A 24546-nucleotide genomic window follows, 5' to 3' on the forward strand; every position below is an offset into this window, starting at 1 on the left:
TATTAGTGAGTATATTTTATTTTTTTACCATTTCCTTGGCCAGTTCTACGGCCTTAACCCCGTCTGGGGCGTAGGCGTCAGCACCGGCGTTGTCGGCATATTCCTGAGTGACGGCGGCACCGCCAACCATCACTTTTGCTGGACAGCCAGCGGCTTTGAGGTCGGCGATGACTTTGTCGATCTGCACCATCGTCGTCGTCATCAGGGCGCAGAGGCCAACGATGTCGGCTTTGCTTTCGATAGCGGCTCTGACGATTTCAGTGGAGTCGACGTCCTTGCCAAGGTCGATGAGACGGAAGCCGCTATTGGCGAGCAGGGCTCCGGTGATGTTCTTGCCGAGGTCATGGACGTCACCTTTGACCGTAGCGATGACGACAGTTCCTTTGTCGGCCTCGCTGCTGGCTGGCAGCAGTTCCTTGAGCTTGTTGAAGGCGGCGCGCATGGTCTCGGCTGAGAGCAGTACCTGCGGCAGGAACATGCGGCCAGCACCGAAGTCCTCACCGATATCAGTCATGGCGGCCGTCAAGGCCTTTTCGGTGATCTCGTTCGTACTATGACCTTCGGCTACGGCACGAGCGACGAGCTCGACGATTTCGTCCTTTTCGCCATCGATGACAGCCTGCTTGATGGCAGGCAGAGCTGCCAGATTGCTTTCTTTGGCGACCGCAGCTTTCTTGGGGACACTGAGATTGGCTTCATCCTGGCTGAAGGCCAGGCCGTTCGGATCATCTCCAAGCAGTGCGGCACTGGCTTTCAGCGCCCGCTGCATGGACTCGTCATAGGGGTTCATGATGGGGGCATCAAGGCCTGCGGCCAGGCACATAGCAAAGAAGGTGCTGTTGATGAGGGGACGGTTCGGCAGGCCGAAGGAGATATTGGACAGGCCCATGGTCGTCGGATAGCCGAAGCGTTCGCGGTACATCTGCAGGGTGATCAGGACTTCATAGCAAGCATTCTTGTCGGCGGATACGGTCATGACCAGTGCATCCAAGAGGAAGTCGCCATCCTCCAACCCCTGGGCTTTGGCAGCCTGGATGATCTTCCGCATGACTTCGATGCGTTCCTCGGCTGTCTTGGGAACACCTTCGGCAGTGATGGGGAGGCAGAGGATCGCTGCACCGTATTTCTTGGCAAGCGGCAGGAATTCGGCGATGCGATCGGGCTCGTAGCTCACGGAGTTGATCAGCGCACGGCCCGGATAGGCTCGCAGCCCAGCTTCGAGTGCTTGGGCGTCGCTGGTATCGATAGCCAGCGGAGCATCGGTGAGCTGGGCAATCTCAGTGACGGCTTTTTTCATGGCGGCTGCTTGGTCGATACCGCCGACACCCATGTTGACATCGAGCAGATGGGCACCGGCCTTGACCTGGTTGACAGCTTCTTTTTTCACCGACAGGAACGATCCCTCGCGGATTTCGGCGGCCAGTTTCTTGCGGCCCGTGGGGTTGATGCGCTCGCCGATGAGTCTGGTCGGCAGTTTTTTGTCGATGCAGACCGATTTGCTGCGGCTGGCAAGCCAGAGGCGGCGCGATTTCGGGGCGCGCAGGGGTTCTTCAGCCGTGCGCAGTGCTGCCGAGAGCGCGGCGATATGTGCTGGTGTCGTACCACAGCAGCCGCCGAGGTAGGTGGCACCCGCAGCGAGCAGCTCGGTGCCCCAACGGCCGAAATCTTCAGGCCCCATAGGAAATACCGTTTCGCCGTTTTCAAGGTAGGGCATGCCGGCATTTGGCTGAACGCTGATCGGGACGTCGCAGTTCTCTGCCAGCGTGCGGACAATCGGAACGAGCTGCTCAGGGCCCAGGGAGCAGTTGACGCCGATGACGTCGGCTCCCATGGCACCGAGGATGATGGCCGCGGACTGTGGATCGGTGCCTGTGACCGTGCGGCCGTCTTCGCTGTAGGAGAGCTGGCAGATGACGGGAACGCCAGGGGCATTTTCCTTGGCTGCCAGCAGTGCTGCACGCATTTCCTGGATGTCGATGCAGGTCTCGATGATCAGATAGTCAGCGCCAGCTTCTGCCAGGGCTTTAGCCTGTTCGGCAAAGCAAGCATAGGCATCCTCGAAGTCAAGATCGCCGAGTGGCACGACAAAGCAGCCCGTGGGCCCCATAGATCCAGCAACCTTGGCTCTGCCTGCAGCGGCTTCTTTGGCAATCTTCACGGCGGCAGCATTGATCTCTGCGACACGGCTGGCAAGGCCATAATGCTCGAGTTTCAAGCTGCTGGCACCGAAGGTATTGGTTTCGATAATGGTAGAGCCTGCATCGATATAGGCCTTATGGATGTTCTTCACGACTTCGGGCTGCTCGATGTTCATGAGCTCCGGGCAGGCGCCTGGATTCAGTCCGCCGGCTTGCAACATGGTGCCCATGGCACCGTCAAAGATATGAATCATAGGAAAGTCTCCTTTATATATGCTCTTCTGGCGGGATTTTCCTTGCGGGACAATCCACTTTGTGGCAGGCCGCACAGCCCTTGGCGTGTTTCACTGTGCTGGCGGCGGGGGTGCTTTTGTCTTCCTTATATAAGCCGATGATGGCTGTGATGCTTTTGCGGGGAACGAGCATCATGGAGCTTGACAGGCTGATGCCGATATCGGCAGCCTGTGACAGGCGGATGAGCTCGGGCTGCTGTTCGATGGGCCAATCGCCATAGCCAGGGCTGAAACGCCAGCGCATGCCGTACCCCTTGGCCGCGGCTTTAGGCTTTATGGCTTTTTCCATCGCGTCGGCAAGCTGTTCGACGGCCGTGGTCGCTGCTGCATCGAGCAGCACAGAGGCGGCATACTCGCCGGCGGCGAATTGTGCAGTCACAGTCTCTTCGATGGCTTCACCGACTGTGGCTGCCAGCAGGATGACCTTATCGCAGCCCGCAAGATGAGCCCCGATTTTTGTCCCTTCGATGATGCAGGGAGGGTCAGCCTTGATTTCCTGCCGCTGGCAATCATAGTCATAGACTTGCCAGATACCGCGTGGTGTAGCCAGCAGACGGGCTTCCTGACAGGCGTCAGCGATTTTTGTTTCGTCAAAATCCTTCGCTTTCATCAGTCCTGCATAGCGCCGGGTTTCCTGGGAATCTATGCGCAGCAAGGGCGCATTATAGACAGGCATGCTGCTCACTTCCTTAAATTTTTTAAAAATGTTTCACGTGAAACATTGGCTTTTCGGTCATTTCATATTATTATATATAGTAGATAAAAGGAGTGTTATGGGATTCTGCCAGGACCGTTTAACAACTGTTTATCAAATATATAATGGCATAACAATTATATTTGTTTTGGCGGAATTTTACAAGAAAAACTGTAACATTTTATGATATTGGGAAAGTGGTGGAAGAGTTGGCAAAGATCATTGCAATAGCCAATCAGAAGGGCGGTGTCGGCAAGACGACAACGTCAGTGAATCTGGCAGCCTGCCTGGCAGCCAAGAAGAAGAAAGTCCTGCTGGTAGACTGCGATCCGCAGGGAAATGCGAGCAGCGGCTATGGTATCGATAAGTCGGCGCTGGAGCAGACCATCTATGATGTGCTCATCGATAATGCCGGCGAGGTAGATATCCGGGAGGTCATCCAGCCGACGGAATTCAAGGTGGATGTCCTGCCAGCCAATATCGATCTGGCTGGTGCAGAGGTTGAGCTCGTTGCGGCTATCTCACGCGAGACGCGTCTCAAGAAGGCCCTCGACAAGGTTCGGGACGAATATGATTATGTCATCATCGACTGCCCGCCATCGCTAGGGCTGTTGACGCTGAATTCGCTGGCAGCGGCCGATTCGGTGCTCATGCCGATACAGTGCGAGTTCTATGCGCTCGAAGGTGTGGCGCAGCTGATGAAGACCATCGAGCTCGTGCGCAATAATCTCAACGCTGACCTGAATGTCGAGGGTGTCGTCATGACCATGTACGATTCGCGCACGAAGCTGGCTGAGCAGGTGGTAGCTGAGGTACGCGACAGCTTCGAATCAGCTGTCTACAAGACGATGATCCCGCGTACGGTACGTTTGAGCGAGGCACCATCTTTCGGTCAACCGATACTCTACTACGATAAGAAATCCAAGGGGGCCGACGTGTATATGAAGCTGGCGAAAGAGGTGATTTCCCGTGGCTAAACATGGCGGACTGGGCAAGGGGCTAGGAGCCCTGGGCCTCGGCAAGGCTAAGGTAGAAGCTGACGGCCGTGACAAGGTGCATTCGATAGCTATTGGCTCCATCCAGGCAAATCGCTATCAGCCTCGCTTGGAGTTCGACGAGGGGGCTCTCGAAGAACTCAAGGAATCTGTCCGGAATTTCGGTGTATTGCAGCCGTTGCTCGTGCGCAAGCTGCCGGATGGCGGCTATGAGCTGATTGCTGGTGAGCGCCGCCTGCGTGCCGCTAAGCTCGCCGGGCTCACCGAGGTGCCGGTCATCGTGCGGGAGTACAATAACGAAGAGGTCGGCCAGATTGCGCTGATCGAGAACATCCAGCGGGAAAATCTCAACGCGATGGAAGAAGCGCAGGCTTATGAGCGCCTGATGCGGGAGTTCAAGCTGACGCAGGAGACGGTGGCCAAGAAGGTAGGCCGCAGCCGCTCACATATTGCCAATTTCCTGCGTCTGCTGAAATTGGCACCGCAGGTACAGGATTATGTGGCGAATGGCATGCTCTCGATGGGGCAGGCCAAGCCTTTGCTGGCCATCGAGGATATGGCTCTGCAGCGTGAGGCGGCAGAGTATATCCAGGCGGAGGAACTGTCGGCACGGCAGTGTGAGTCGCTGGTCAAGAAGGTGCTGGAAAACCCTGACTACTTCAAGGCGAAGACGCAGGCGCCCGCCAAGCAGACGGTACCGCAGGATGTATTCCTGACGGATGTTGTCGAAAAGCTTACGCATCTTTTGGGAACACAGGTCAAGATCCATCCGGGCAAGAAGAAGAGCAAGATTGAGATCGAGTTCTATTCCGCCGATGATCTTGAACGTATCATGGGAACGATACTTGAACGGCAGCAGGACGTGAAGCAGCAGCGCATCGATGCGCTCCGCAAGGTGTCGCTGTCACAGAAGTTCACGGTATAAGCTAGATGTTTCACGTGCAACAATGGTTGCCGGGAAGAGAGAAGAGAAAGGAAGCACATAGGAAACAATGGATATTCAGCAGTTTATGAAGTTTATGGCGGATAATATGCCGTTCATTGTCACAGGAATGGCAGTCATCATGCTGATCATGCTGATCGTCATGATCAATCAGGCATTGAAGCTCAACTATATGAAGAAACGTTATCGCAAGATGATGGCTGGTGTCGATGGTGCCAATCTGGAGCGCCTGCTCATGGGGCATATCGATGAGGTCAAGCATGTCGTAGAGGAAAACCAGCGCATTGATGCGGAGAACCAGCGCATGGATGCGTTGCTGCAGACGGCTGTCACGCGGGTGGGCGTGGTGCGTTTCCGGGCCTTCGAGGACATGGGCAGTGATCTCAGCTATGCGGTAGCACTGCTGGATTCGCATAATAACGGCGTTGTCCTTTCGAGTATTTTCGGCCGTGAGGATTCGCGCAGCTATGTCAAGCCCATCGAGGATGGCCATTCCACTTATACGATGACTGAGGAAGAAGAGCAGGCCTTGCGCGAAGCTATGGCCAAGGCTCAGTGATCCCTGCATAGAAAAGCCTTTAAAAAACAAGAACCTTATGCTATAATGGCATAAGGTTTTTTGTTGGCTTTGAAGCCGTTTTTCAGATGATGAGGTTATGATGCGATCCAGGGACAGTATGCTCCGTGGATTTATTTTTATTGAGAAAGTTTGGAGGCTTTACTTTGGCGGATGAGAAAAGACCAGAGATAAAGAGAGAGCCGGAATATACCATCAAGTTTATTCCGCCGCAGGGGGGGGATGTCAAGAACATCCATCTGTCGGCACAGGCACTGAAAATCGGTGCGGTATCGCTGGCGGCAGGGGCCTTGCTGTTTGTCGGTGCGTTCAGTTATGCCGTTTACAGTACCTTTGCCGTGCGCAGTGGTGCCAGTGAGGTACGGGAGCTGCGGGAAGTGAATAAGATCCAGCAGGAGCAGCTGCTGAATCTTTCGAAGAAGGCCAATGCCTTGCAGGAGCAGATGGATCAGCTCCTGCAGATCGAAAACGACCTTCGCCGGATGTCGGGAGCGGCGCCGGCAAAGGATAGCGATGCTCAGGCACCGTCCAGTCCTGCTGCCGATGGCAATGGCGGCGATGGCACCCATGATGGCCAGGGCGGCCCAATCGTCCAGCCGGATTTCAACAATGTCGGCCAGGTACTTGATCTCGTGGAACAGGGGCTGGCTGTACGGCGCCAGTCTCTGCTGGAACTGAAGCAGCAGCTCCAGGCACGTCAGGATATGCTGGGGACATCCTCGCTCAATGATCTCGGGATGCCTGGCGGGACAGTACCGGCTATCTGGCCGGCTCGCGGTGATGTCAGCTCGCCCTATGGCCTGCGCTGGAACGGCTCGGATTTCCATCCGGGCATAGATATTGCCAATGATATGGGGACGCCCATCGTGGCAACGGCTGATGGCATCGTAACGACGGCTGGCTGGAACAGCGGCGGTTATGGTAACATGGTCGACATCGATCATGGCAATGGCATCATGACGCGCTATGGACATGCCATGCAGGTAGCGGTCGTGGCTGGCCAGCATGTGCGCCGCGGCCAGGTCATCGCTTATATGGGCAGCACAGGTTTCTCGACGGGCCCGCATGTCCATTATGAGGTGCGCATCAATGGCACGCCGGTCAATCCCTCGACCTATCTGCATTGACAAGGTCTTTTGCTGACATTTGTCTTGCAAGCATGGTCAAACCATAATGAATAATGTATACTTTAGCATACCTTTTGACCGTTTCGCTATAGATTTGTATGCATGTATACAGTAAAAAAATACATAACATAACAAAAGTGAATAATATCTAAAAGCCCTATGCAGCTTACGGCATAGGGCTTTTTTATTGGCACAATAAGTATAACAAATGCGAAAAGTGTAAACTACATATAAGCATAAATATACAATAATGATTAAAAATACATAGATATTGGACAGCAAATGGCGGAAAATCAAGGGATAAGCTATATTTTTCAGAATTTTATGCTTGAATATACATATTGACATCGATTTACAGTATTCCTATAATAGGAGTTACATTACAATAAAAATGTATTGTATAGAGACAATGTATTATACATGAAGGACAATCTCAAAGGAGAGACGGATATGTGTAGAATCGGTTCAATCAAGAGCAAGGTACCCATCCAGCCATCTACGGCTTTGCGTCTGATGCTGCCGCAGCAGGAGGGGCATGACAACTCTGGTTTTGCCATGGTCATGCAGGATCTTTACGGCATCTTTTCCAATTATAAGGATAAGCCGCTTTTATCCCTGGCCTGCACGCAGCGCGGTGCACAGCTTGTAGAGGAATACATGGATGCGCACAACTTTGTGCAGCTGGCTGAATGGATCCCTATCCCGGACAAGCGCCCGGGCCTTGATATCCAGGCAATGCCGTACTACATTTTCCGTAACTACGATTATCCGGAAGGCGCAGAGAAGATGACGCAGGAGCAGAAGGAGAACCTGCTGCTCGATACGCGCCTGGCACTGCGCAAATTGCTGGAAGAGGCTGGGGAAGGCTTTGTCTACTCCTTCTGGCCGGATGTCCTGACCCTCAAGGAAATCGGCGATCCGCGCGATATCGCTACGTATTTCCACCTTTGGGATGACAACGGCTGCCTCGCTGCGAAATCGATCGTGGCACAGTGCCGCCAGAATACGAACTATGATATCGTCCGTTATGCGGCGCATCCGTTCTTCCTGCAGGGCTATACGCTCTGCGCTAATGGCGAGAATACCTTCTATACGAAGAATAAGGAATTCCAGAAATCCCTGCATCGTGGCTATATCGGCTTCGAGTCGGATTCCCAGTGCTTCCTCAATACGCTCCATTATGTCCATCACGAGCTCAAATGGCCGCTTACCTATTATAAGCATGTCATCACGCCGCTGCCCTTCGAGGAAATCGAGCAGCGCGAAGATAAGGATGTGCTTACGGCCATCCGCCAGTCACTGGCAAATCTTGAAATCAACGGGCCGAACACGGTAATCGGCGTACTGCCGGACAACCGCATGATTACCTGCTGTGATTCCAAGAAGCTGCGTCCGGTCGTCATCGGCCGCACGGATGACATGCTGGCAATTTCGTCAGAGGTCTGTGGCATCAATGAGATCATGCCGGATCGTGACCAGACGAAGGACATCTATCCCAATGAACGGGAAATCATCGTAATCGACAATGAGCTGGAGGTACAGAGATGGAAGCAGTAAAAACACAGGATGTAGGGGTAAATGACCTGCCCTGGAAAATCGAATATCAAGCCGACCGCTGTACGATGTGCGGCAGCTGCGTGGCCGCCTGCTCATTCAAGGCTATCAAGGTCGTGACGCAGGGACGTTCGCTGACCGTCTCAGAGGGCAGCCTGCCGGAGCCGAAGCATACGCATGTGGCACGGCCTATCATCAAGCAGGTCGCCAGCCTTACGGATTTCTGCCGGGGCTGCGGCATGTGTGAGAAGATCTGCCCGAACAATGCCATCCGTCCGGTACGCAATCCGGATACGCGCAAGGCACTGCTCTCGAAGGACAATGGCCCCATCAAACGCGGTGGTCGCACGAACCTCAATGCCCAGCGCACCCTCGACAGCATTGTAGTCGGCCGTATCTCGCAGATGACGGACCCGTCGCTTGACGCTGCCCGTCATACCTTTGATATCCGCTCGCCGTTTGGCCGCGTCCTGTCGGCCAAGGAGCTGCCCTTTGAGCTCAAGGACGGCAAACTCGTACAGGCCAGCCATACGCCGCCAGTCGACTGGATCTATCCGCTGATCTTCTCCGATATGTCCATCGGCGCACTCTCGACGCGTGCGTGGGAGGCCGTAGCGATGGCTGTCGGCTACCTCAACGAGAAATGCGGCCTGCCAGTACGCATGAGCTCTGGTGAGGGTGGTATGCCGGTCAAGCTCCTGGAATCGGACTACCTCAAATACTTCATCATCCAGATCGCTTCGGGCCATTTCGGCTGGAACCGCATCATCAAGGCAATGCCGCATATGGTCACTGATCCGGCGGGTATCCTCATCAAGATCGGTCAGGGTGCAAAACCGGGCGATGGCGGTCTGCTGCCAGAGGCCAAGGTGGCTGAGCACGTCCAGGCTATCCGTGGCGTACCGAAGGCTACGCTGGCTTCGCCGCCGAACCATCAGGGCCTCTACTCCATCGAGGAGTCGGTCCAGAAGATGCACCTTTCGATGAATGCTGCCTTCGGCTTCCGTGTGCCGGTCGGCATCAAATGTGCGGCATCGGCCACGTCGGTATCCGTTTACAACAACCTGCTGCGCGATCCGTACAAGATCTGCGGCGGTTTCTTCCTCGATGGCATCCAGGGTGGTACGGGTGCAGCCAATGAGGTTTCCCTTGACCACACGGGCCATCCGGTTGTCTCCAAGATCCGCGACTGCTACAATGCGGCGGTCAAGCAGGGCCTGCAGGGCCAGATCCCGCTTTATGGTGGCGGTGGTATCGGCATGACCGGTGATGCGGCTGCTGATGCGTTCAAGATGATGTGCCTGGGTGCCAACGGTGTATTCGTCGGCAAGGTACTGATCCAGCTCTTGGGCTGCGTGGGCAACGAGCATGGCCGCTGCAATGCCTGCAATACGGGCAAATGCCCGATGGGTATCTGCACGCAGGATCCGCGTCTCGTCAAGCGCCTCGATATCGATCGTGGAGCGCAGAAAATCGTCGATTACGTACTGGCCTTCGATACCGAGCTCAAGAAGCTCATGGCACCAATCGGCAACAGCTCGCTGCCAATCGGCCGCAGTGATGCGCTGGTTTCCACGGACAAGGCTGTGGCCGAGAAACTCGGTATCCAGTATGTATGCTAAGATGGCGTAACAGGAGGCAATGATTTATGTTCAAGATAGATACGATGCAGGGACATGACCGCATGTCCACCCAAGACCTGCTGCTGGCCATCGGCGATGCCGTGAAGCAGGGCGAGACCGAGTTTGAGGTCGCAGCTTCAGGCCAGCACGATATTGGCGGCCCGCTGTGGCATCCAGAGGGCAAGACGCTGCATTTCCATGTCACGAATGCCGGCCAGCGACTCGGCTCCATGTGTCTGCCGGGAACGGAAATCGTAGCGGAGGGTTCTGTATCTGCCGATGTCGGCTGGCTGAACTCTGGCGGTACGATCACGGTAAAGGGTGATGCCGGTGATACGGCAGGCCACTGTTCTTCGGGCGGCAAGATTTTCATCGGCGGCCGTGGCGGTACGCGTACGGGTTCGCTGATGAAGCATGACCCGCTCTATGAAGAGCCGGAGCTGTGGATCCTCAAGAATGTCGGCTCCTTCTCCTTCGAGTTCATGGGCGGCGGCCGTGCCGTTGTCTGCGGCTATGACAGTGAACAGTTCGCATCGGTCCTCGGTGAGCGTGCCTGTGTTGGCATGGTCGGCGGTATCGTCTATGTCCGTGGGCCGATTGACACGTATCCTGCGGATATCAAATACATGGACCTTGAGGAAGATGATATTGCTTTCCTCGATGGTGGCATGGATGGCTTCCTACAGCACATCGAGCGCGAAGATCTGCGCCAGGAGCTGTCGGATTGGAGCCAGTGGAAGAAGCTGCGTCCGCTGACGGCTGCGGAGAAAAAAGGCAAGAAGAGCCATGACCTCAAGGCTTTCCGCCAGAATGAGTGGGTCAAGGGCGGTATCTTCAGCGATGTCGCTCATGATGATTTCGCTGTCCATAACACGCTGTCCACGGGGCTTTACCGCCTGCGTGTGCCGAGCTGGGACAATGCGAGATTTGCTGCGCCGTGTGAATTCAACTGCCCGACGGGTATCCCGACCCAGCGCCGCTATGATCTCATCCGCCAGGGCAAGCTCGACGAAGCCTTCCAGCTTGAACTCGAGTACACGCCGTTCCCAGGCTCGGTCTGCGGTTCGGTCTGCCCGAATCCGTGCATGGATCACTGCACGCGCGGCTCGATCGATGAGCCTATCCAGATCGGCGATCTCGGCTATCGCTCGGCCTTCCTGCCGGTTGAACCGCCGAAAGTCAAGACTGGCAAGAAAATCGCCGTTGTCGGCGGTGGTGTAGCTGGCCTGTCGACGGCTTGGCAGCTGGCACGCAAGGGCCATAGCGTCACGGTCTATGATGATGCTGACCATATCGGCGGCAAGCTTGAGCAGGTCATCCCGCGCGGCCGTCTGGCGCATGAGCTCCTGGAGGCTGAACTCAAACGCATCCAGAGCGTCGGTGTCGAGTTCGTCACGTCCTGCAAGGTCGACAAAGAGAAATTCGCGGCCCTGCGCAGGGAAAATGATGCGGTTGTCGTCGCTACGGGCGGCACGAAGTCCCGTTTCTTCCCTTGGGAGGGGGCAGAGCACCTCACGATGGGGCTGGAGTACCTCAAGGCCATCAACCGTGGCGAGAAACCGGCAACGGGCAAGCATGTCGTCGTAATCGGCGCAGGCAACTCCGGTATGGATACCTGCCGTGGGGCCTACGAGATGGGCGCTGAGACGGTCGTAGCCGTCGATGTGCAGAAACCGGCAGCTTTTGCCGATGAGATCGAGTATATCGAGAACCTCGGTGGTAAGCTCGTCTGGCCGTTCTTCACGAACAAGATCACGCCGGAAGGTGTCTACGGCAACGACGGCAGATTCATCCCAGCGGATCAGGTTATCGTCAGCATCGGTGAGGAGCCGGAGCTTGACTTCCTGCCGGAGGATGAGGGCATCGAATTCTTCCGCAAGAGCTGGCTCGTGCCGAAGAAGGACCAGAGCATCGCCGCAGGTGTATTCACGGCTGGTGATACGATCAAACCGGGCCGTCTGACCGATGCTATCGGCAGTGGCCGCAAGGCTGCCTGGTATGTCGATCAGTATGTCATGGGCAAAGAGACGGCTGACTTCCCGGAGAAGCAGCAGATCCCTGCAGAGCGCCTGTCGAAAGCATACTTCGAGAAGTGCCATCACTGCCTGCTGGGTGATCCGGTGGATGACCATACGCGCTGCGTGAGCTGCGGTACCTGCCGTGACTGCAAGATGTGCCTTGAGTCCTGTCCGGAGAAGGCCATCACGCGCATCGAGAAGGAAGATGGCAGCTGGGAGTATGTCTCCGACCCGGATCGCTGCATCGGCTGCGGTATCTGCGCCGGTGTCTGCCCCTGCGGTGTCTGGAGCATCAACGACAATCCAGAGAAAATCGCCATGTACTCCACGGGTGCAAAAGCATAAGAGATATAGTGAATGTTTCACGTGCAACAAGCCGTCGCTGAAAGTGACGGCTTGTTTTTATGAAGCGTGGTTTGTCTGGCAGATCCTGTGAAGCAAAATCATATTCCGTCCCTCTGGCGACGGCGGAGTTGCGGATGTCTGGTGGACATCCTGAGCGGTGGGGGCAAAGTGCTCGGCAGAGGAGCCCCCGCGAAACTATGCTTCGCGGGGATGGAGGCTTATCGGCAACAACCGAATCTGCCCCTTCGTGCTGTGCATCAGCGGGATTCTTTCCCGTAGGCACTGACTCCTGGAGAGCCACCTTGCAATCCAGAATACATACGTGAGCAAGTGTTGTTGTATTTTTGCATATCCTGCTCCATAGAACTTGGATATCGTGGATTTGTGACAGATATCAATTGTTCTTTCATAGAAAGGAAAGTATACTTATAAACAAAAACAAAAGTGGGGGCGGGAGTTATGGTAAAAATTGTATTTTCGGATATCGACGGAACGTTTTTGACGCCGGAGAGCAAGGTCAGTCCGGTCACGGCAGAGGCTGTCAAGAAGCTGTTGGCTAAGGATATACCGCTGGTGCTTGTATCGGCCCGGATGCCGGAAGCAATCTATCCTTTGACAGAAGCCATTGGCATCACGATTCCCATCATCAGTTACAGTGGCGCCCTGGCGCTTACCGCTGAGGGCGAGGAGCTTGGCAGTGTGACGATGGATGGGGCGGATACAGCGCGCCTGCTGGATGTCTTGGCTTCGGAATATCAAGAGGCTGTGGTAAACTATTATGCTGGCCATCACTGGTATGTCAAAGATGTGGCGAATGAACGCGTGCAGACAGAGGTGCGCATCACTTCTGCCCAGCCGCAAGCCGCTGATTTCCATGAGCGCTTGGAAGCTGGCGAAGTCCCGCATAAGATCCTGCTGATGGCTGAGCCAGAGCTGTGTGAGCGGGCGGAAGCGGAGCTGTCGGCACGGTTCCCGATGTTCCATGTGGTCCGCTCGGCAGCGTTCCTGCTCGAAATCATGGACGCGTCGGTATCGAAGGCCAGCGGCATTGCCGTGATGCTGGAGCACTTCGGGCTGACACCGGAGGAGGCACTGTCCTTTGGCGATAATTACAACGACACCGAGATGTTGGAACTGACAGGCCGCAGTGTCGCCATGGGGAATGCACCCGAGGCGATCAAGAAGTTGGCGACGGATGTTACAGCCGCCAATGCGGAAGATGGCCTGGCGAAGTTCTTGGAAAGAGAAATCTTGCAGGAGAACAGCGATGGATAAGAAAAAACTTATGCGCGTGGCGCAGGGCAGGGAGTCTGCGGATCTCGTATTGAAAGGCGGCTTGGTTTTTGCTGGCTTCACGGGAAGCTTCAAGCCTTGCGATATTGCGATCAGCCAGGGTTATATCGCCGGAATCGGCCAATATTCCGGGCCAAATGAAGTCGATCTGCAGGGCCGGTACGTGACGCCAGGCTTTATCGATGCGCATGTGCATATCGAAAGTTCGATGCTGACGCCGCATGGCTTCGCGCGGACCGTGCTGCCCAAGGGCACGACAACGGTAGTAGCCGATCCGCATGAGATAGCCAATGTAGCAGGCTGTGTGGGCATCCGCTATATGATGGACGCAGCGGAAAGGCTGCCCATCGATATCAGGTTCATGCTGCCGTCCTGTGTGCCTGCAACGGCCTTGGAGGACAATGGGGCTTGCCTTACGGCGGAAGAGCTGCGTCCGTTCCTGGCATCGCCACAGGTGCTAGGGCTGGGCGAGATGATGGACATAGCAGGGGTGCTCGCTGGTGATAAGAAGGTCTGGCAGAAGCTCGCACTGGTGGAGACTGTGGGTCTGGTCGATGGGCATGCACCGCAGCTGGCGGCAAAAGACTTGATGGCCTATGCCGCTGCTGGCATCCTGTCCGACCATGAGTGCGTGACGCCAGAGGAGGCAGAAGAGCGGCTGGCTGCCGGGATGTATCTTCTGATCCGCGAGGGTTCGGCCGCGCACAATCTTGATGCCCTGCTGCCTGCGGTGACGCTGGAAAACAGCAGCTTCTGCTGCTTCTGTACCGATGACCGCCATCCGGGGGACCTGCTGGAAGCGGGCGGCATCAATGCGATGGTGCGGCAGGCAGTAGCTAAGGGGATACCTGTCTCCCAGGCCTTGCAGATGGCTACGGTCAATACGGCGCGGTACTTCGGGCTCAAAGACTGTGGTGTCATTGCGCCAGGCCGCCGGGCGGATCTGCTGGTGTTTGAAGACTTCAAGGCTTGGGTGCCTGTGCAGGTATATGCGCAGGGCCGTTTGGCTGCTGAGCAGGGCCAGCCTGTGGAATCATTCTGGCAGGACTATGCCCCGCAGGTGGTGCCGCAGCGGCTGGAGGATTCCGTGCGGCTGGCAGCCGATGATGGCTTTTCGCTGGCGCTGCCAGTGACTGGTGAGGAGGCAAATGTCATCGAGCTGGTTCCGCGGCAGCTGCTGACCAAAAGGCGCTTTATGCAGGTGCCGGCAGAGAATGGCCTGGCTGCTGCCGATCCTGCCCAGGATATACTGAAACTGGCTGTATGCGAACGCCATAAGGGGACTGGGCGGATTGGGCTGGGGCTGGTGAAGGGATTTGGCCTGCAAAGCGGTGCCATCGCGCAGACCATCGGGCATGACAGCCACAATCTCATCGTCATCGGGACGAACGATGGCGATATGCAGCTGGCGATAAGGACACTGGCTGCCTGTGGCGGCGGTGTGGCCATCGTGGCAGATGGTGTGGTACGCGGCTGTCTGGCGCTTCCTGTCGGCGGCCTTATGACCGCACAGCCGGCTGTACAGGTAGCAGCCAAGGCTAAGCAGATGGAGGAGCTGGCCTATGCGCTCGGCGTGCGGCGTGAATACGATCCGTTCCTGACGCTGGCTTTCCTGAGTCTGCCGGTCATTCCTGAGCTCAAGCTCAGTGACCGCGGGTTGGTCGATGTACAGGCTGGCAGGATCATCGCTATCGATGAACTGCCGGACTAAGGTGTTCCCGGATGATTCCGGGAATGCTTCCTGCATTAATTGTCAGAATATACTACACGTTCTTATAAATTTGTAATAAATAAATAGCAATAAAAAATTTGACAGAATGATATACGTGTGCTATATTAAGACCATGAAATGTGCTCGAACACAATTTAAAAGATACCACTTAAAACCTATATGGAGGGGATATGAAATGAAAACAAGCACAGACAAAAGTGCAAGCAAGAAGATTTCTAGCAAGTTCATATATTTCTTTGGTTCCTTTGGTGGCATTTTGTTTGGCTACGACATCGGTGTCATGACCGGTGCCCTGCCGTTTCTGCAGAATGATTGGGGCTTGCAGGGGAATGCAAGCGTCATCGGCTGGATCACTTCAGCCGTCATGTTTGGTGCGATTTTCGGTGGCGCTCTGGCTGGCCAGCTCTCAGACCGTCTGGGCCGCCGCAAGATGATCCTGCTTTCTGCACTTATCTTTATCATTGGTTCGGTTCTGTCTGGTATTGCACCACAGGATGGTACATTGTATCTCATTGCTGTGCGCACGCTCCTGGGCTTAGCGGTTGGTGCAGCATCGGCATTGGTTCCGGCTTATATGTCGGAGATGGCGCCAGCACGGCTGCGCGGCAGTTTGTCCGGAATCAATCAGACCATGATCGTATCTGGTATGCTGCTTTCCTATGTGGTTGATTACCTGCTCAAGGATATGCCGGAAATGATCGCTTGGCGCTTGATGCTCGGCTTGGCGGCTGTCCCGGCTGTCATCCTGTTCTTCGGCGTCCTGCACCTGCCGGAATCGCCGCGTTTCCTTGTCCGTGGCGGCAAGCTGGCTGAGGCGCGTCAGGTATTGGCCTGCATCCGTCCCGAGTCCGAGGTTGAAGCTGAGCTGGCCGACATCCAGGCTACGGCCCGCGATGAACAGCAGGCAAAACAGTCTACGTCGCTTGCTACGCTGGTTTCGAACAAATACCGCTATCTTGTCGCTGCTGGTGTTGGTGTTGCTGCTTTCCAGCAGTTCCAAGGCGCTAATGCTATCTTCTACTACATCCCGATGATCGTGGAGCAGGCCACCGGCCAGGCAGCCAGCTCGCAGCTCATGTGGCCAATCATCCAGGGCATCATCCTCGTACTTGGTTCGCTGGTATTTCTGGGCATCGCTGACCGCTTCAACCGCCGCACGCTGCTGACGGTAGGCGGTACGGTCATGGGCTTGTCCTTCATCCTGCCGGCAGTGCTCAACAGCCTGATCCCGGGCATGGATCCGATGATGATTGTCTTCTTCCTCTGCATCTATGTAGCATTCTATTCCTTTACGTGGGCTCCGCTCACTTGGGTCATCGTCGGTGAGATTTTCCCGCTGGCTATCCGTGGCCGTGCTTCGGGTATGGCATCTTCGTTCAACTGGATCGGTTCGTTCCTTGTTGGCCTGCTGTTCCCAATCATGACGGCTACGATCTCGCAGGCAGCTGTGTTTGCCATCTTCGGTGTCATCTGCCTGCTTGGTGTGGCCTTCATCCGCAATTGCGTGCCGGAGACCCGTGGCCATACGTTGGAGGAGATTGAGGCTGCTGGTACTCGCCATGGCGAGGCAGAGGATGCAAAGCCTGTACTGATGCATTGAGGCGTCGAAGCTGGAAATGACTATGGGGGACTACTGATGGAACTTATGAAGAATGCGGCCAGCATTGAAAATGGCGAAACGGCCCTTGGTATTGAGCTGGGGTCGACAAGAATCAAAACTGTGCTCGTGAACAGAAATTGCGAGACATTGGCGTCGGCCAGCTATGAGTGGGAAAACCAGCTGGAGGACGGCATCTGGACGTATGATCTTGACCGTGCCTGGGCTGGTATCCAGACCTGTTTCACGCAGGTGGCAGCCGACGTGCGCAGCCGCTATCATGTATCGTTCACCAAAATCGGTGCTATCGGCGTCAGTGCGATGATGCATGGGTATCTGCCCTTTGATGCCGAGGGACGCCAGCTGGCTGGCTTCCGTACTTGGCGCAACAACATCACGGGGGAGGCTGCCGATGCCTTGACGCAGGAGTTTGCCTTCAATATCCCGCAGCGCTGGAGCATTGCGCATCTCTATCAGGCAATCCTGAATGGCGAGGAGCATGTCGGCAAGATCCATTTCCTGACGACGCTGGCTGGCTATATCCATTGGAAATTGTCAGGGGAGAAGGTACTGGGCATCGGTGATGCTTCGGGCATGTTCCCGATTGACAGTGCGGCCGGCGATTACGATGCTGCCATGCTGGCAAAATTTGGGCAGTTGGAAAAGGTACAGCCGTATAACTGGGATCTCAAAGAGATACTGCCGCAGGTACTCAAGGCTGGGGAAAAGGCCGGGGTACTGACGCCGGAAGGTGCACGTTTGCTTGACCCATCAGGCAAGCTCGAATGGGGCAGCTTGATGGCACCGCCGGAAGGTGATGCTGGTACTGGCATGGTCGGTACGAACAGTGTCCGCAAACGCACGGGCAATATCTCTGTCGGTACTTCGGCGTTCTCGATGAACGTTCTCGATGCGCCCCTCAAGGAAGTCCATCAGGATATCGACATGGTCACGACACCGGATGGTGCTCCCGTTGCCATGGTGCATACGAATAACTGCTCGTCGGATCTCAATGCTTGGGTCTCGCTCTTTGGCGAGTTTGCTGAGGCGATGGGACATGGGCTCAAACCCGATAAGCTCTACGGCCTGCTGTTCAACCAGACGCGGCTGGCTGATAAGGATGCCGGCGGCCTGCTGAATTACAGCTGCCTGTCGGGTGAGAACATCACGCGCGTCGAGCAGGGCCGTCCGCTCTTCCTGCGTACGCCGCACAGCCATATGAATCTGGCGAATTTCATGCTGTCACAGCTCTATGCAGCCTTTGCACCCCTCAAGATCGGCATGGATATCCTCGTCCGTGAGGAGGGCGTGAAGACCGATGTGATGATCGCGCAGGGCGGCTTGTTCCAGACGCCAGTCATCGGCCAGCAGGTGCTTGCCGATGCACTGGGGATACCCATCACGGTCATGGAGACGGCGGGCGAAGGTGGCCCGTGGGGCATGGCTGTGCTGGCGGTCTTTGCCAAATGGGGCATGCCGGAGGAGACGCTGGCCGACTTCCTCGATCGCCATGTCTTCCGCCATCCGGAGAGCTCGACGCTCACGCCGAATGCGCAGGGCGTAGCTGGCTGCCAGGCCTTCATCAAGGCATATCAGGCCGGCTTGGCTGTCGAGAAAAAGGCCGGTACGGCTGTCAAGGAGACGGCCTGAGCAGGTCATAGTCAGGATTTCCAGTCAAGAAAGGATCTTTTATCATGTTAGAAGCGTTGAAGCAAGAAGTCTATGAGGCGAATATGATGCTGCCGAAGCTCGGCATTGTTACCTTTACCTGGGGAAATGTCTCGGGAATCGATCGCGAGCAGGGACTCTTTGTCATCAAGCCGTCGGGAGTTCCCTATGAGGATCTCAAAGCGGAGGACATGGTCGTCGTCGATATGGAGGGACATGTGGTGGAAGGTGAGATGAATCCCTCGAGCGATACGATGACGCATCTGGTGCTATATAAGGAGTTCCCGAATATCGGGGCTGTTGTCCATACGCATTCTTCGTGGGCGGTATCGTTCGCCGAAGCCGGGCTGCCGATCGAGGCGCTGGGCACGACGCATGCCGATACCTTCTACGGTGATGTGCCGGTGACCGAGGCCCTGACCAAGGAAGAAATCGAGGGAGCCTATGAGGAGAATACCGGTCATGTCATCGTCCGGACATTCCGCAAACTGGGCATCGATCCCGATGCTGTCCCGGCAGTGCTCGTCAAGCAGCATGGCCCGTTCACCTGGGGGCCGACGCCGAAAAAAGCCGTGGAGACGGCCAAGATCCTTGATGTCGTGGCGGAGATGAACTACCATGCGCTGCAGCTCACGCGGGCGGATGAACGCGTACCGCAGTTCCTGCTCGATAAGCATTACTATCGCAAGCATGGTGCCAATGCCTACTATGGGCAGAATAATGCCAAGTCAAACAGTGGTGTCACGCATCGCTGAGCAGATACCGTATTTTCAGAACAAGCGAAGGGAAGAATTATCATGTTAGAGACGAAAGAATATGAGTTTTGGTTTGTAGCTGGCAGCCAGTTCCTCTATGGCGAGGAGCAGCTCCGCAATGTTGCCCGCGATGTAGAGGATATGACGGCAAAGCTCAATGCAAGCGGCAAACTGCCGTATAAAGTTGTCTGCAAAGGGGTCATGACGACGGCTGATGGCATCACGGATTTCATGAAAGAGGTCAACTATCACGATGAGGTGGCTGGTGTCATCACTTGGATGCACACCTTCTCGCCGGCCAAGAACTGGATCCGCGGCACGAAACTCCTGCAGAAACCGCTGCTGCATCTGGCAACGCAGTATCTCAATGAGATCCCGTATGCGACAATCGACTTTGACTATATGAACCTCAACCAGAGTGCCCATGGCGACCGCGAGTATGGCTATCTGAATGCCCGCCTCGGTCTCAACAACAAGATCGTCTATGGCTGGTGGGGCGATGAGGAAGTGCAGCAGGAGATTGCTGACTGGCAGGATGTTGCCGTAGCTTATAACGAGAGCTTCAAGATCCGCGTCTGCCGCTTTGGCGACACGATGCGCGATGTTGCCGTCACCGAGGGCGACAAGGTCGAAGCGCAGATCCAGCTGGGCTGGACGGTCGACTACTGGCCAGTCGGCGAGCTGGTGGATGTCATCGATGCAATCGATGAGAAGGCCATCGATGCTGAGTATGAGAAATTGCAGCGTGACTACACGCTGAATCCGCAGCATAACAGCGAAGAGAAATTCGCTGAATCGGTACGCTATCAGCTGCGTGAATATCTGGGCATCAAACAGTTCCTCGATGAGAAGGGCTATACGGCATTCTGCACGAACTTCCAGGATCTCAAGGGGCTCAAACAGCTGCCAGGTCTTGCCGCACAGCTCCTGATGCGTGATGGCTACGGATTCGGTGCGGAAGGCGACTGGAAACATGCCGCGCTTACGCGCCTGCTGAAGATCCTGTCCCATAACGACCGCACGGTCTTCATGGAGGATTACACGCTCGATCTGCGCAAGGGTCATGAGGCTATCCTTGGTGCGCATATGCTTGAGGTTGACCCGACGATTGCCAGCGATAAGCCGAAGGTTGAGGTCCATCCGCTCGATATCGGCGGCAAGGATGATCCGGCACGCCTGGTATTCACTGGCGCTGATGGCGATGCCATCGATGTGACGATCGCTGATTTCCGCGACGGGTTCCGCATCATCAGCTATCCAGTCACCTGCCGCAAGGCTGAGGCTGAGACGCCGCATCTGCCAGTAGCCAAACAGCTCTGGACGCCGACCGTCGGCCTCAAGGAAGGCGCAACCCGCTGGCTCGAAGCTGGCGGCGGCCACCATACGGTATTGAGCTTCTCAATCAAAGAATCCCAGCTACATGACCTTGCGGTTATGTTGGGCACGGATTTGGTAGAAATCTGCTAACCTCTGAAATACAGATATAAGTTCCCCGGAGAAGTCCGCTGGTTCAGAAACATGGAGCCAGCGGGCTTTTCTTATAGGAATTGCAGGTTGTCTGGCATGTATGCGGATCAATTTTCTATGGCTGCGGCCATTGGCAGATAAAGGATACGATAAAATAAGATATAAATAATAAAGATATTGACAAAATAGGATAACAATGCTATAGTTTAGTCAATAGATGTGCTCGGACACAAAGAGCGCAGGACAATCACTCCGTGCAAGAAGGGAGAATATGAGGATGGAAGCTTCTCGTGAACTACTGCTGCAGAAGATGCTAAAAGCGGCGAATGACGCAAGACTCAGCTATCTAAAGGCGATTCATGCGGCTCGCAACAGGGATTTCGACAAGGCGAAGAATCTGCTGGAAACCGGTGACGGCCACGCTGATATCGGGCACGAGATCCATACCAGTCTCATGCAGGAAATATTGTCGTTGAGCGGCAAGGAGCTGCTGCTTCTGATCCATGCGGAAGATCAGCTCACCGGTGCCGAAGGGAACAAAGCGCTGGCCGTGGAGAGCATACACATCTATCAGGCGATGCAATACGCACAATCGAATGTAGGATCACATGCAGTGTGAGAGGTGTCTAGCAATGAATGAAGAAGAGATTCGGGCCAGCATTGAGGCTGGTGATACCGCGCTGGGACTGGAGCTGGGGTCGACGAACATCAAAGCCGTGCTCGTTACAAAGGATTTCCGCACGGTCGCCAGTGGCAGTCACGGCTGGGAAAACACGCTGAAGGATGGTATCTGGACGTATTCGCTCGATGAAGTATGGGAGGGCATACAGCGGTGCTATCAGAATCTGGCTGCTGAGGTGCAGACGCGTTATGGCATTGAATTGAGGAAGATTGGTGCCATCGGCGTCAGCGCTATGATGCATGGCTATCTGGCTTTTGATCGGGAGGGAGCGCAGCTGGCGGAGTTCCGCACTTGGCGTAACAATATCACGGCAGCTGCCGCGGATGAGCTCACCAAGGCGTTTGACTTCAATATCCCGCAGCGCTGGAGCATTGCCCATCTATATCAGGCCATCATGAATGGCGAGGAATCCGTACGTGACATCGGCTTTTTGACGACACTGGCCGGCTATGTGCACTGGGAGCTCACAGGGGAGAAGGTGCTGGGCATCGATGATGCATCGGGCATGTTCCCCATCGATCCGGCGACCGGGACATATGATGAGGCACGGTTAGCGATATTTGATAAGCTGGAGCTGGTAGAAAAGCAACCATGGAAGCTCAAGGATATCCTGCCAGTCGTCAAAGTCGCGGGTGAGCAGGCAGGCAGGCTTACGGACTATGGTGCGAAGATGCTCGATGTGAGTTGGAAGCTGGAGCCGGGAAGTCTCATGGCACCGCCGGAAGGCGATGCCGGTACGGGCATGGTCAGCACGAATGCCGTGCGCAAATGCACGGGCAATATCTCAGTCGGCACGTCGGCTTTCTCGATGAATGTGCTGGAGCAGCCGCTCAAGGCGGTGCATCAGGATATCGACATTGTCATGACGCCGGATGGAGCGCCAGTGGCTATGGTGCATACGAATAACTGCACGTCAGACCTCAATGCCTGGATGGGTATCTTTGCTGATGTAGCCAAAGCCGTGGGCGCAACCGTAACGACGGGGGAGCTTTACGGCAGGCTGCTGGGAACCGTCAAGGCAGCCCGCAAGGACGCTGGCGGGCTGGTGAATTACAGCTGCCTGTCGGGCGAGAATATCACGCGCATCGAGAGCGGGCGGCCGCTATTTGTCCGCACGCCGCACAGTGCGATGAACTTGGGGAATTTCCTGCTGGCGCAGCTCTATGGTGCCTTTGCGCCATTGCGCATCGGCATGGATATCCTGACTGGCGAAGAGCAGGTGGAGTCCGCGGGGATGATTGCGCAAGGCGGTTTGTTCAAGACACCGGAAATCGCGCAGCAGGCATTGGCGGATTTCCTCGGCATGCCGATCACGATCATGGAGACGGCCGATGCGGGCGGCCCTTGGGGGATGGCTTTATTGGCCGTCTATGCGGCGGAGCCCGAGGACAGCCGCAAGCCGTTAGCGGATTTCCTCGATCAGGAGGTATTCCGTGGCGTAAAGAGCACGACCTGCACACCGACGGCCGCTGGCCGCGAGGGGGCAGATCGCTTCATCAAGGCTTATCGCAGCGGCTTGCCGGCAGAGATTGCAGCGGCAGCCATCGCTGATGTAGATGAGTAATCCATATTTTATAGTACAAAGGAGTCGGTCACTTATGTTGAATGTACCTAACTATGAATTTTGGTTCGTTGCTGGCAGCCAGTTCCTCTACGGCGAGGAGCAGCTCAAGAATGTTGCGCGTGATACGCAGGACATCGTGGATAAGCTCAATGCGAGTGGCAAGCTGCCATACAAGGTGGTCTGCAAGGGCGTCATGACGACGGCTGATGGCATCACGCAGTTCATGAAGGATGTCAACTATCACGATGAGGTAGCTGGTGTCATTACCTGGATGCATACCTTCTCGCCGGCCAAGAACTGGATCCGCGGTACGAAACTGCTGCAGAAACCGCTGCTGCATCTGGCGACGCAGTACCTTAATGAGATTCCGTATGCGACGATCGACTTTGACTATATGAACCTCAACCAGAGTGCTCATGGTGACCGGGAATACGGCTATCTGAACGCTCGTCTCGGTCTCAACAATAAGATTGTCTATGGCTTCTGGGGCGATGAGGAAGTGCAGCGGGAGATTGCCGATTGGCAGGATGTGGCTGTGGCCTATAATGAAAGCTTCAAGATACGTGTCTGCCGCTTTGGCGATACGATGCGCGATGTTGCTGTCACCGAGGGTGACAAAGTCGAGGCGCAGATCCAGCTGGGCTGGACGGTTGACTACTGGCCGGTCGGCGAACTTGTCGATGTCGTGGATGCTGTCGATGAGAAGGATATCGATGCGGCTTATGAGAAACTCAAGGCGGAGTATGACTTGAATCCTCAGGATAACAGCGCGGAGCATTTCACGGAATCCGTGCGCTATCAGCTGCGCGAATACATTGCCATCAAGAAATTCCTCGATGACCGCGGGTATAGTGCATTCTGCACGAATTTCCAGGATCTCAAGGGCTTGAAGCAGCTGCCAGGACTGGCAGCGCAGCTCTTGATGCGTGATGGCTATGGCTTTGGTGCAGAGGGCGACTGGAAGCATGCCGCACTCACGCGCCTGCTCAAGATCATGGCCCGCAATGACCGTACGGTCTTCATGGAGGACTATACCCTCGACCTGCGCAAGGGGCACGAGGCTATTTTGGGCGCGCATATGCTTGAGGTCGATCCGACTATCGCAAGTGACAAACCGAAGGTCGAAGTGCACCCGCTCGACATCGGTGGCAAGGACGATCCCGCTCGTCTGGTGTTCACGGGGGCTGACGGGGCAGCTGTCGATGTCACGGTGGCTGATTTCCGCGAGGGCTTCCGGCTGATATACTATCCGGTGGACTGCCGCAAAGCTGAGGCGGAGACGCCGCATCTGCCGGTGGCTAAGCAGCTCTGGACGCCGACGGTAGGGCTCAAAGAGGGCTCTACGGCATGGATCCAGGCTGGTGGCGGCCATCATACCGTGTTGAGCTTCCATCTGACGACCGAGCAGATCCGTGAGCTCGGGATCATGCTGGGCATGGATATCGTAGAAATCTGCTGAAAAGAGGGAATCTGTTGGCTTGA

The 24546-nt window shown here is 55.6% G+C and carries 18 protein-coding genes; 16 read left to right on the top strand and 2 right to left on the bottom strand.

Annotation, left to right across the window (positions count from 1 at the left end; all coding sequences use genetic code 11):
- Positions 1-16: 16 nt before the first annotated feature.
- Together BM181_RS05855 and BM181_RS05860 are read right to left on the bottom strand one after the other, a co-directional pair.
- Positions 17-2392, bottom strand: a complete 2376-nt coding sequence (locus BM181_RS05855; protein ID WP_075442862.1) for a homocysteine S-methyltransferase family protein — start codon at positions 2390-2392, stop codon at positions 17-19.
- Positions 2393-2405: 13 nt separating this feature from the next.
- A complete protein-coding gene (locus BM181_RS05860) occupies positions 2406-3107 on the bottom strand; it encodes a methionine synthase (protein ID WP_075442863.1) in 702 nt (233 codons plus the stop codon).
- Positions 3108-3334: 227 nt separating this feature from the next.
- Here BM181_RS05860 and BM181_RS05865 point away from each other — a divergent pair, with 227 nt between their 5' ends.
- The 16 genes from BM181_RS05865 (at position 3335) to araA (BM181_RS05940) (ending at position 24523) form a co-directional block, all read left to right on the top strand.
- Positions 3335-4102 (top strand): ParA family protein, encoded by a 768-nt coding sequence (locus BM181_RS05865; RefSeq protein ID WP_075442864.1) that lies wholly within the window; start codon positions 3335-3337, stop codon positions 4100-4102.
- Complete coding sequence (locus tag BM181_RS05870) at positions 4095-5045, top strand: ParB/RepB/Spo0J family partition protein (RefSeq protein ID WP_075442865.1); 951 nt, start codon at positions 4095-4097, stop codon at positions 5043-5045. The genes BM181_RS05865 and BM181_RS05870 overlap by 8 nt, the downstream gene beginning before the upstream one ends.
- A gap of 67 nt (positions 5046-5112) precedes the next feature.
- On the top strand, positions 5113-5622 hold the full coding sequence (locus tag BM181_RS05875) for a DUF4446 family protein (RefSeq protein WP_075442866.1): 510 nt from the start codon (positions 5113-5115) through the stop codon (positions 5620-5622).
- A gap of 164 nt (positions 5623-5786) precedes the next feature.
- A complete protein-coding gene (locus tag BM181_RS05880) occupies positions 5787-6767 on the top strand; it encodes a M23 family metallopeptidase (RefSeq protein ID WP_075442867.1) in 981 nt (326 codons plus the stop codon).
- 450 nt (positions 6768-7217) lie between these two features.
- Positions 7218-8324, top strand: coding sequence for a class II glutamine amidotransferase (locus tag BM181_RS05885; protein WP_075442868.1), 1107 nt, complete (start codon positions 7218-7220; stop codon positions 8322-8324).
- Positions 8312-9943 carry a glutamate synthase-related protein gene (locus tag BM181_RS05890; RefSeq protein WP_075442869.1) on the top strand — a complete coding sequence of 544 codons (1632 nt, stop codon included), beginning with the start codon at positions 8312-8314 and terminating at the stop codon, positions 9941-9943. Before BM181_RS05885 ends, BM181_RS05890 begins: the two co-directional genes overlap by 13 nt.
- A gap of 26 nt (positions 9944-9969) precedes the next feature.
- Positions 9970-12306 carry an FAD-dependent oxidoreductase gene (locus tag BM181_RS05895; protein WP_075442870.1) on the top strand — a complete coding sequence of 779 codons (2337 nt, stop codon included), beginning with the start codon at positions 9970-9972 and terminating at the stop codon, positions 12304-12306.
- 459 nt (positions 12307-12765) lie between these two features.
- On the top strand, positions 12766-13581 hold the full coding sequence (locus BM181_RS05900; protein ID WP_075442871.1) for a Cof-type HAD-IIB family hydrolase: 816 nt from the start codon (positions 12766-12768) through the stop codon (positions 13579-13581).
- Positions 13574-15310 carry an adenine deaminase gene (gene ade / locus BM181_RS05905; protein WP_075442872.1) on the top strand — a complete coding sequence of 579 codons (1737 nt, stop codon included), beginning with the start codon at positions 13574-13576 and terminating at the stop codon, positions 15308-15310. Before BM181_RS05900 ends, ade begins: the two co-directional genes overlap by 8 nt.
- A 196-nt stretch (positions 15311-15506) precedes the next feature.
- The gene (locus BM181_RS05910) at positions 15507-16931 is read left to right on the top strand and encodes a sugar porter family MFS transporter (RefSeq protein ID WP_075442873.1); all 1425 of its coding nucleotides are present in this window, start codon (positions 15507-15509) and stop codon (positions 16929-16931) included.
- Positions 16932-16967: 36 nt separating this feature from the next.
- Entirely contained in the window at positions 16968-18578 is a 1611-nt protein-coding gene (locus tag BM181_RS05915) for a xylulokinase (protein WP_075442874.1), read from the top strand.
- 44 nt (positions 18579-18622) lie between these two features.
- Positions 18623-19351: an L-ribulose-5-phosphate 4-epimerase gene (locus BM181_RS05920; protein WP_075442875.1), complete on the top strand. Its 729-nt coding sequence runs from the start codon at positions 18623-18625 to the stop codon at positions 19349-19351.
- Between the two features lie 42 nt (positions 19352-19393).
- A complete protein-coding gene (gene araA / locus BM181_RS05925; protein WP_075442876.1) occupies positions 19394-20818 on the top strand; it encodes an L-arabinose isomerase in 1425 nt (474 codons plus the stop codon).
- Positions 20819-21095: 277 nt separating this feature from the next.
- Positions 21096-21437, top strand: coding sequence for a PTS sugar transporter subunit IIA (locus BM181_RS05930; protein WP_075442902.1), 342 nt, complete (start codon positions 21096-21098; stop codon positions 21435-21437).
- A 13-nt stretch (positions 21438-21450) separates the two neighbouring features.
- Complete coding sequence (locus tag BM181_RS05935; protein WP_075442877.1) at positions 21451-23064, top strand: xylulokinase; 1614 nt, start codon at positions 21451-21453, stop codon at positions 23062-23064.
- 34 nt (positions 23065-23098) lie between these two features.
- Positions 23099-24523 (top strand): L-arabinose isomerase, encoded by a 1425-nt coding sequence (gene araA / locus BM181_RS05940; protein WP_075442878.1) that lies wholly within the window; start codon positions 23099-23101, stop codon positions 24521-24523.
- Positions 24524-24546 lie beyond the last annotated feature (23 nt).

Source organism: Pseudoselenomonas ruminantium (assembly GCF_900113715.1).
GTDB classification, from domain to species: Bacteria; Bacillota; Negativicutes; order Selenomonadales; family Selenomonadaceae; genus Selenomonas_A; species Selenomonas_A caprae.

Bases quoted from the DNA above. Each gene is read 5' to 3' on its own strand.
- BM181_RS05855 (WP_075442862.1), bottom strand. From the start codon at position 2,392: ATGATTCATATCTTTGACGGTGCCATGGGCACCATGTTGCAAGCCGGC.
- BM181_RS05860 (WP_075442863.1), bottom strand. From the start codon at position 3,107: ATGCCTGTCTATAATGCGCCCTTGCTGCGCATAGATTCCCAGGAAACC.
- BM181_RS05875 (WP_075442866.1), top strand. From the start codon at position 5,113: ATGGATATTCAGCAGTTTATGAAGTTTATGGCGGATAATATGCCGTTC.
- BM181_RS05885 (WP_075442868.1), top strand. From the start codon at position 7,218: ATGTGTAGAATCGGTTCAATCAAGAGCAAGGTACCCATCCAGCCATCT.
- BM181_RS05890 (WP_075442869.1), top strand. From the start codon at position 8,312: ATGGAAGCAGTAAAAACACAGGATGTAGGGGTAAATGACCTGCCCTGG.
- BM181_RS05895 (WP_075442870.1), top strand. From the start codon at position 9,970: ATGTTCAAGATAGATACGATGCAGGGACATGACCGCATGTCCACCCAA.
- BM181_RS05900 (WP_075442871.1), top strand. From the start codon at position 12,766: ATGGTAAAAATTGTATTTTCGGATATCGACGGAACGTTTTTGACGCCG.
- ade (WP_075442872.1), top strand. From the start codon at position 13,574: ATGGATAAGAAAAAACTTATGCGCGTGGCGCAGGGCAGGGAGTCTGCG.
- BM181_RS05910 (WP_075442873.1), top strand. From the start codon at position 15,507: ATGAAAACAAGCACAGACAAAAGTGCAAGCAAGAAGATTTCTAGCAAG.
- BM181_RS05915 (WP_075442874.1), top strand. From the start codon at position 16,968: ATGGAACTTATGAAGAATGCGGCCAGCATTGAAAATGGCGAAACGGCC.
- BM181_RS05920 (WP_075442875.1), top strand. From the start codon at position 18,623: ATGTTAGAAGCGTTGAAGCAAGAAGTCTATGAGGCGAATATGATGCTG.
- araA (WP_075442876.1), top strand. From the start codon at position 19,394: ATGTTAGAGACGAAAGAATATGAGTTTTGGTTTGTAGCTGGCAGCCAG.
- BM181_RS05930 (WP_075442902.1), top strand. From the start codon at position 21,096: ATGGAAGCTTCTCGTGAACTACTGCTGCAGAAGATGCTAAAAGCGGCG.
- BM181_RS05935 (WP_075442877.1), top strand. From the start codon at position 21,451: ATGAATGAAGAAGAGATTCGGGCCAGCATTGAGGCTGGTGATACCGCG.
- araA (WP_075442878.1), top strand. From the start codon at position 23,099: ATGTTGAATGTACCTAACTATGAATTTTGGTTCGTTGCTGGCAGCCAG.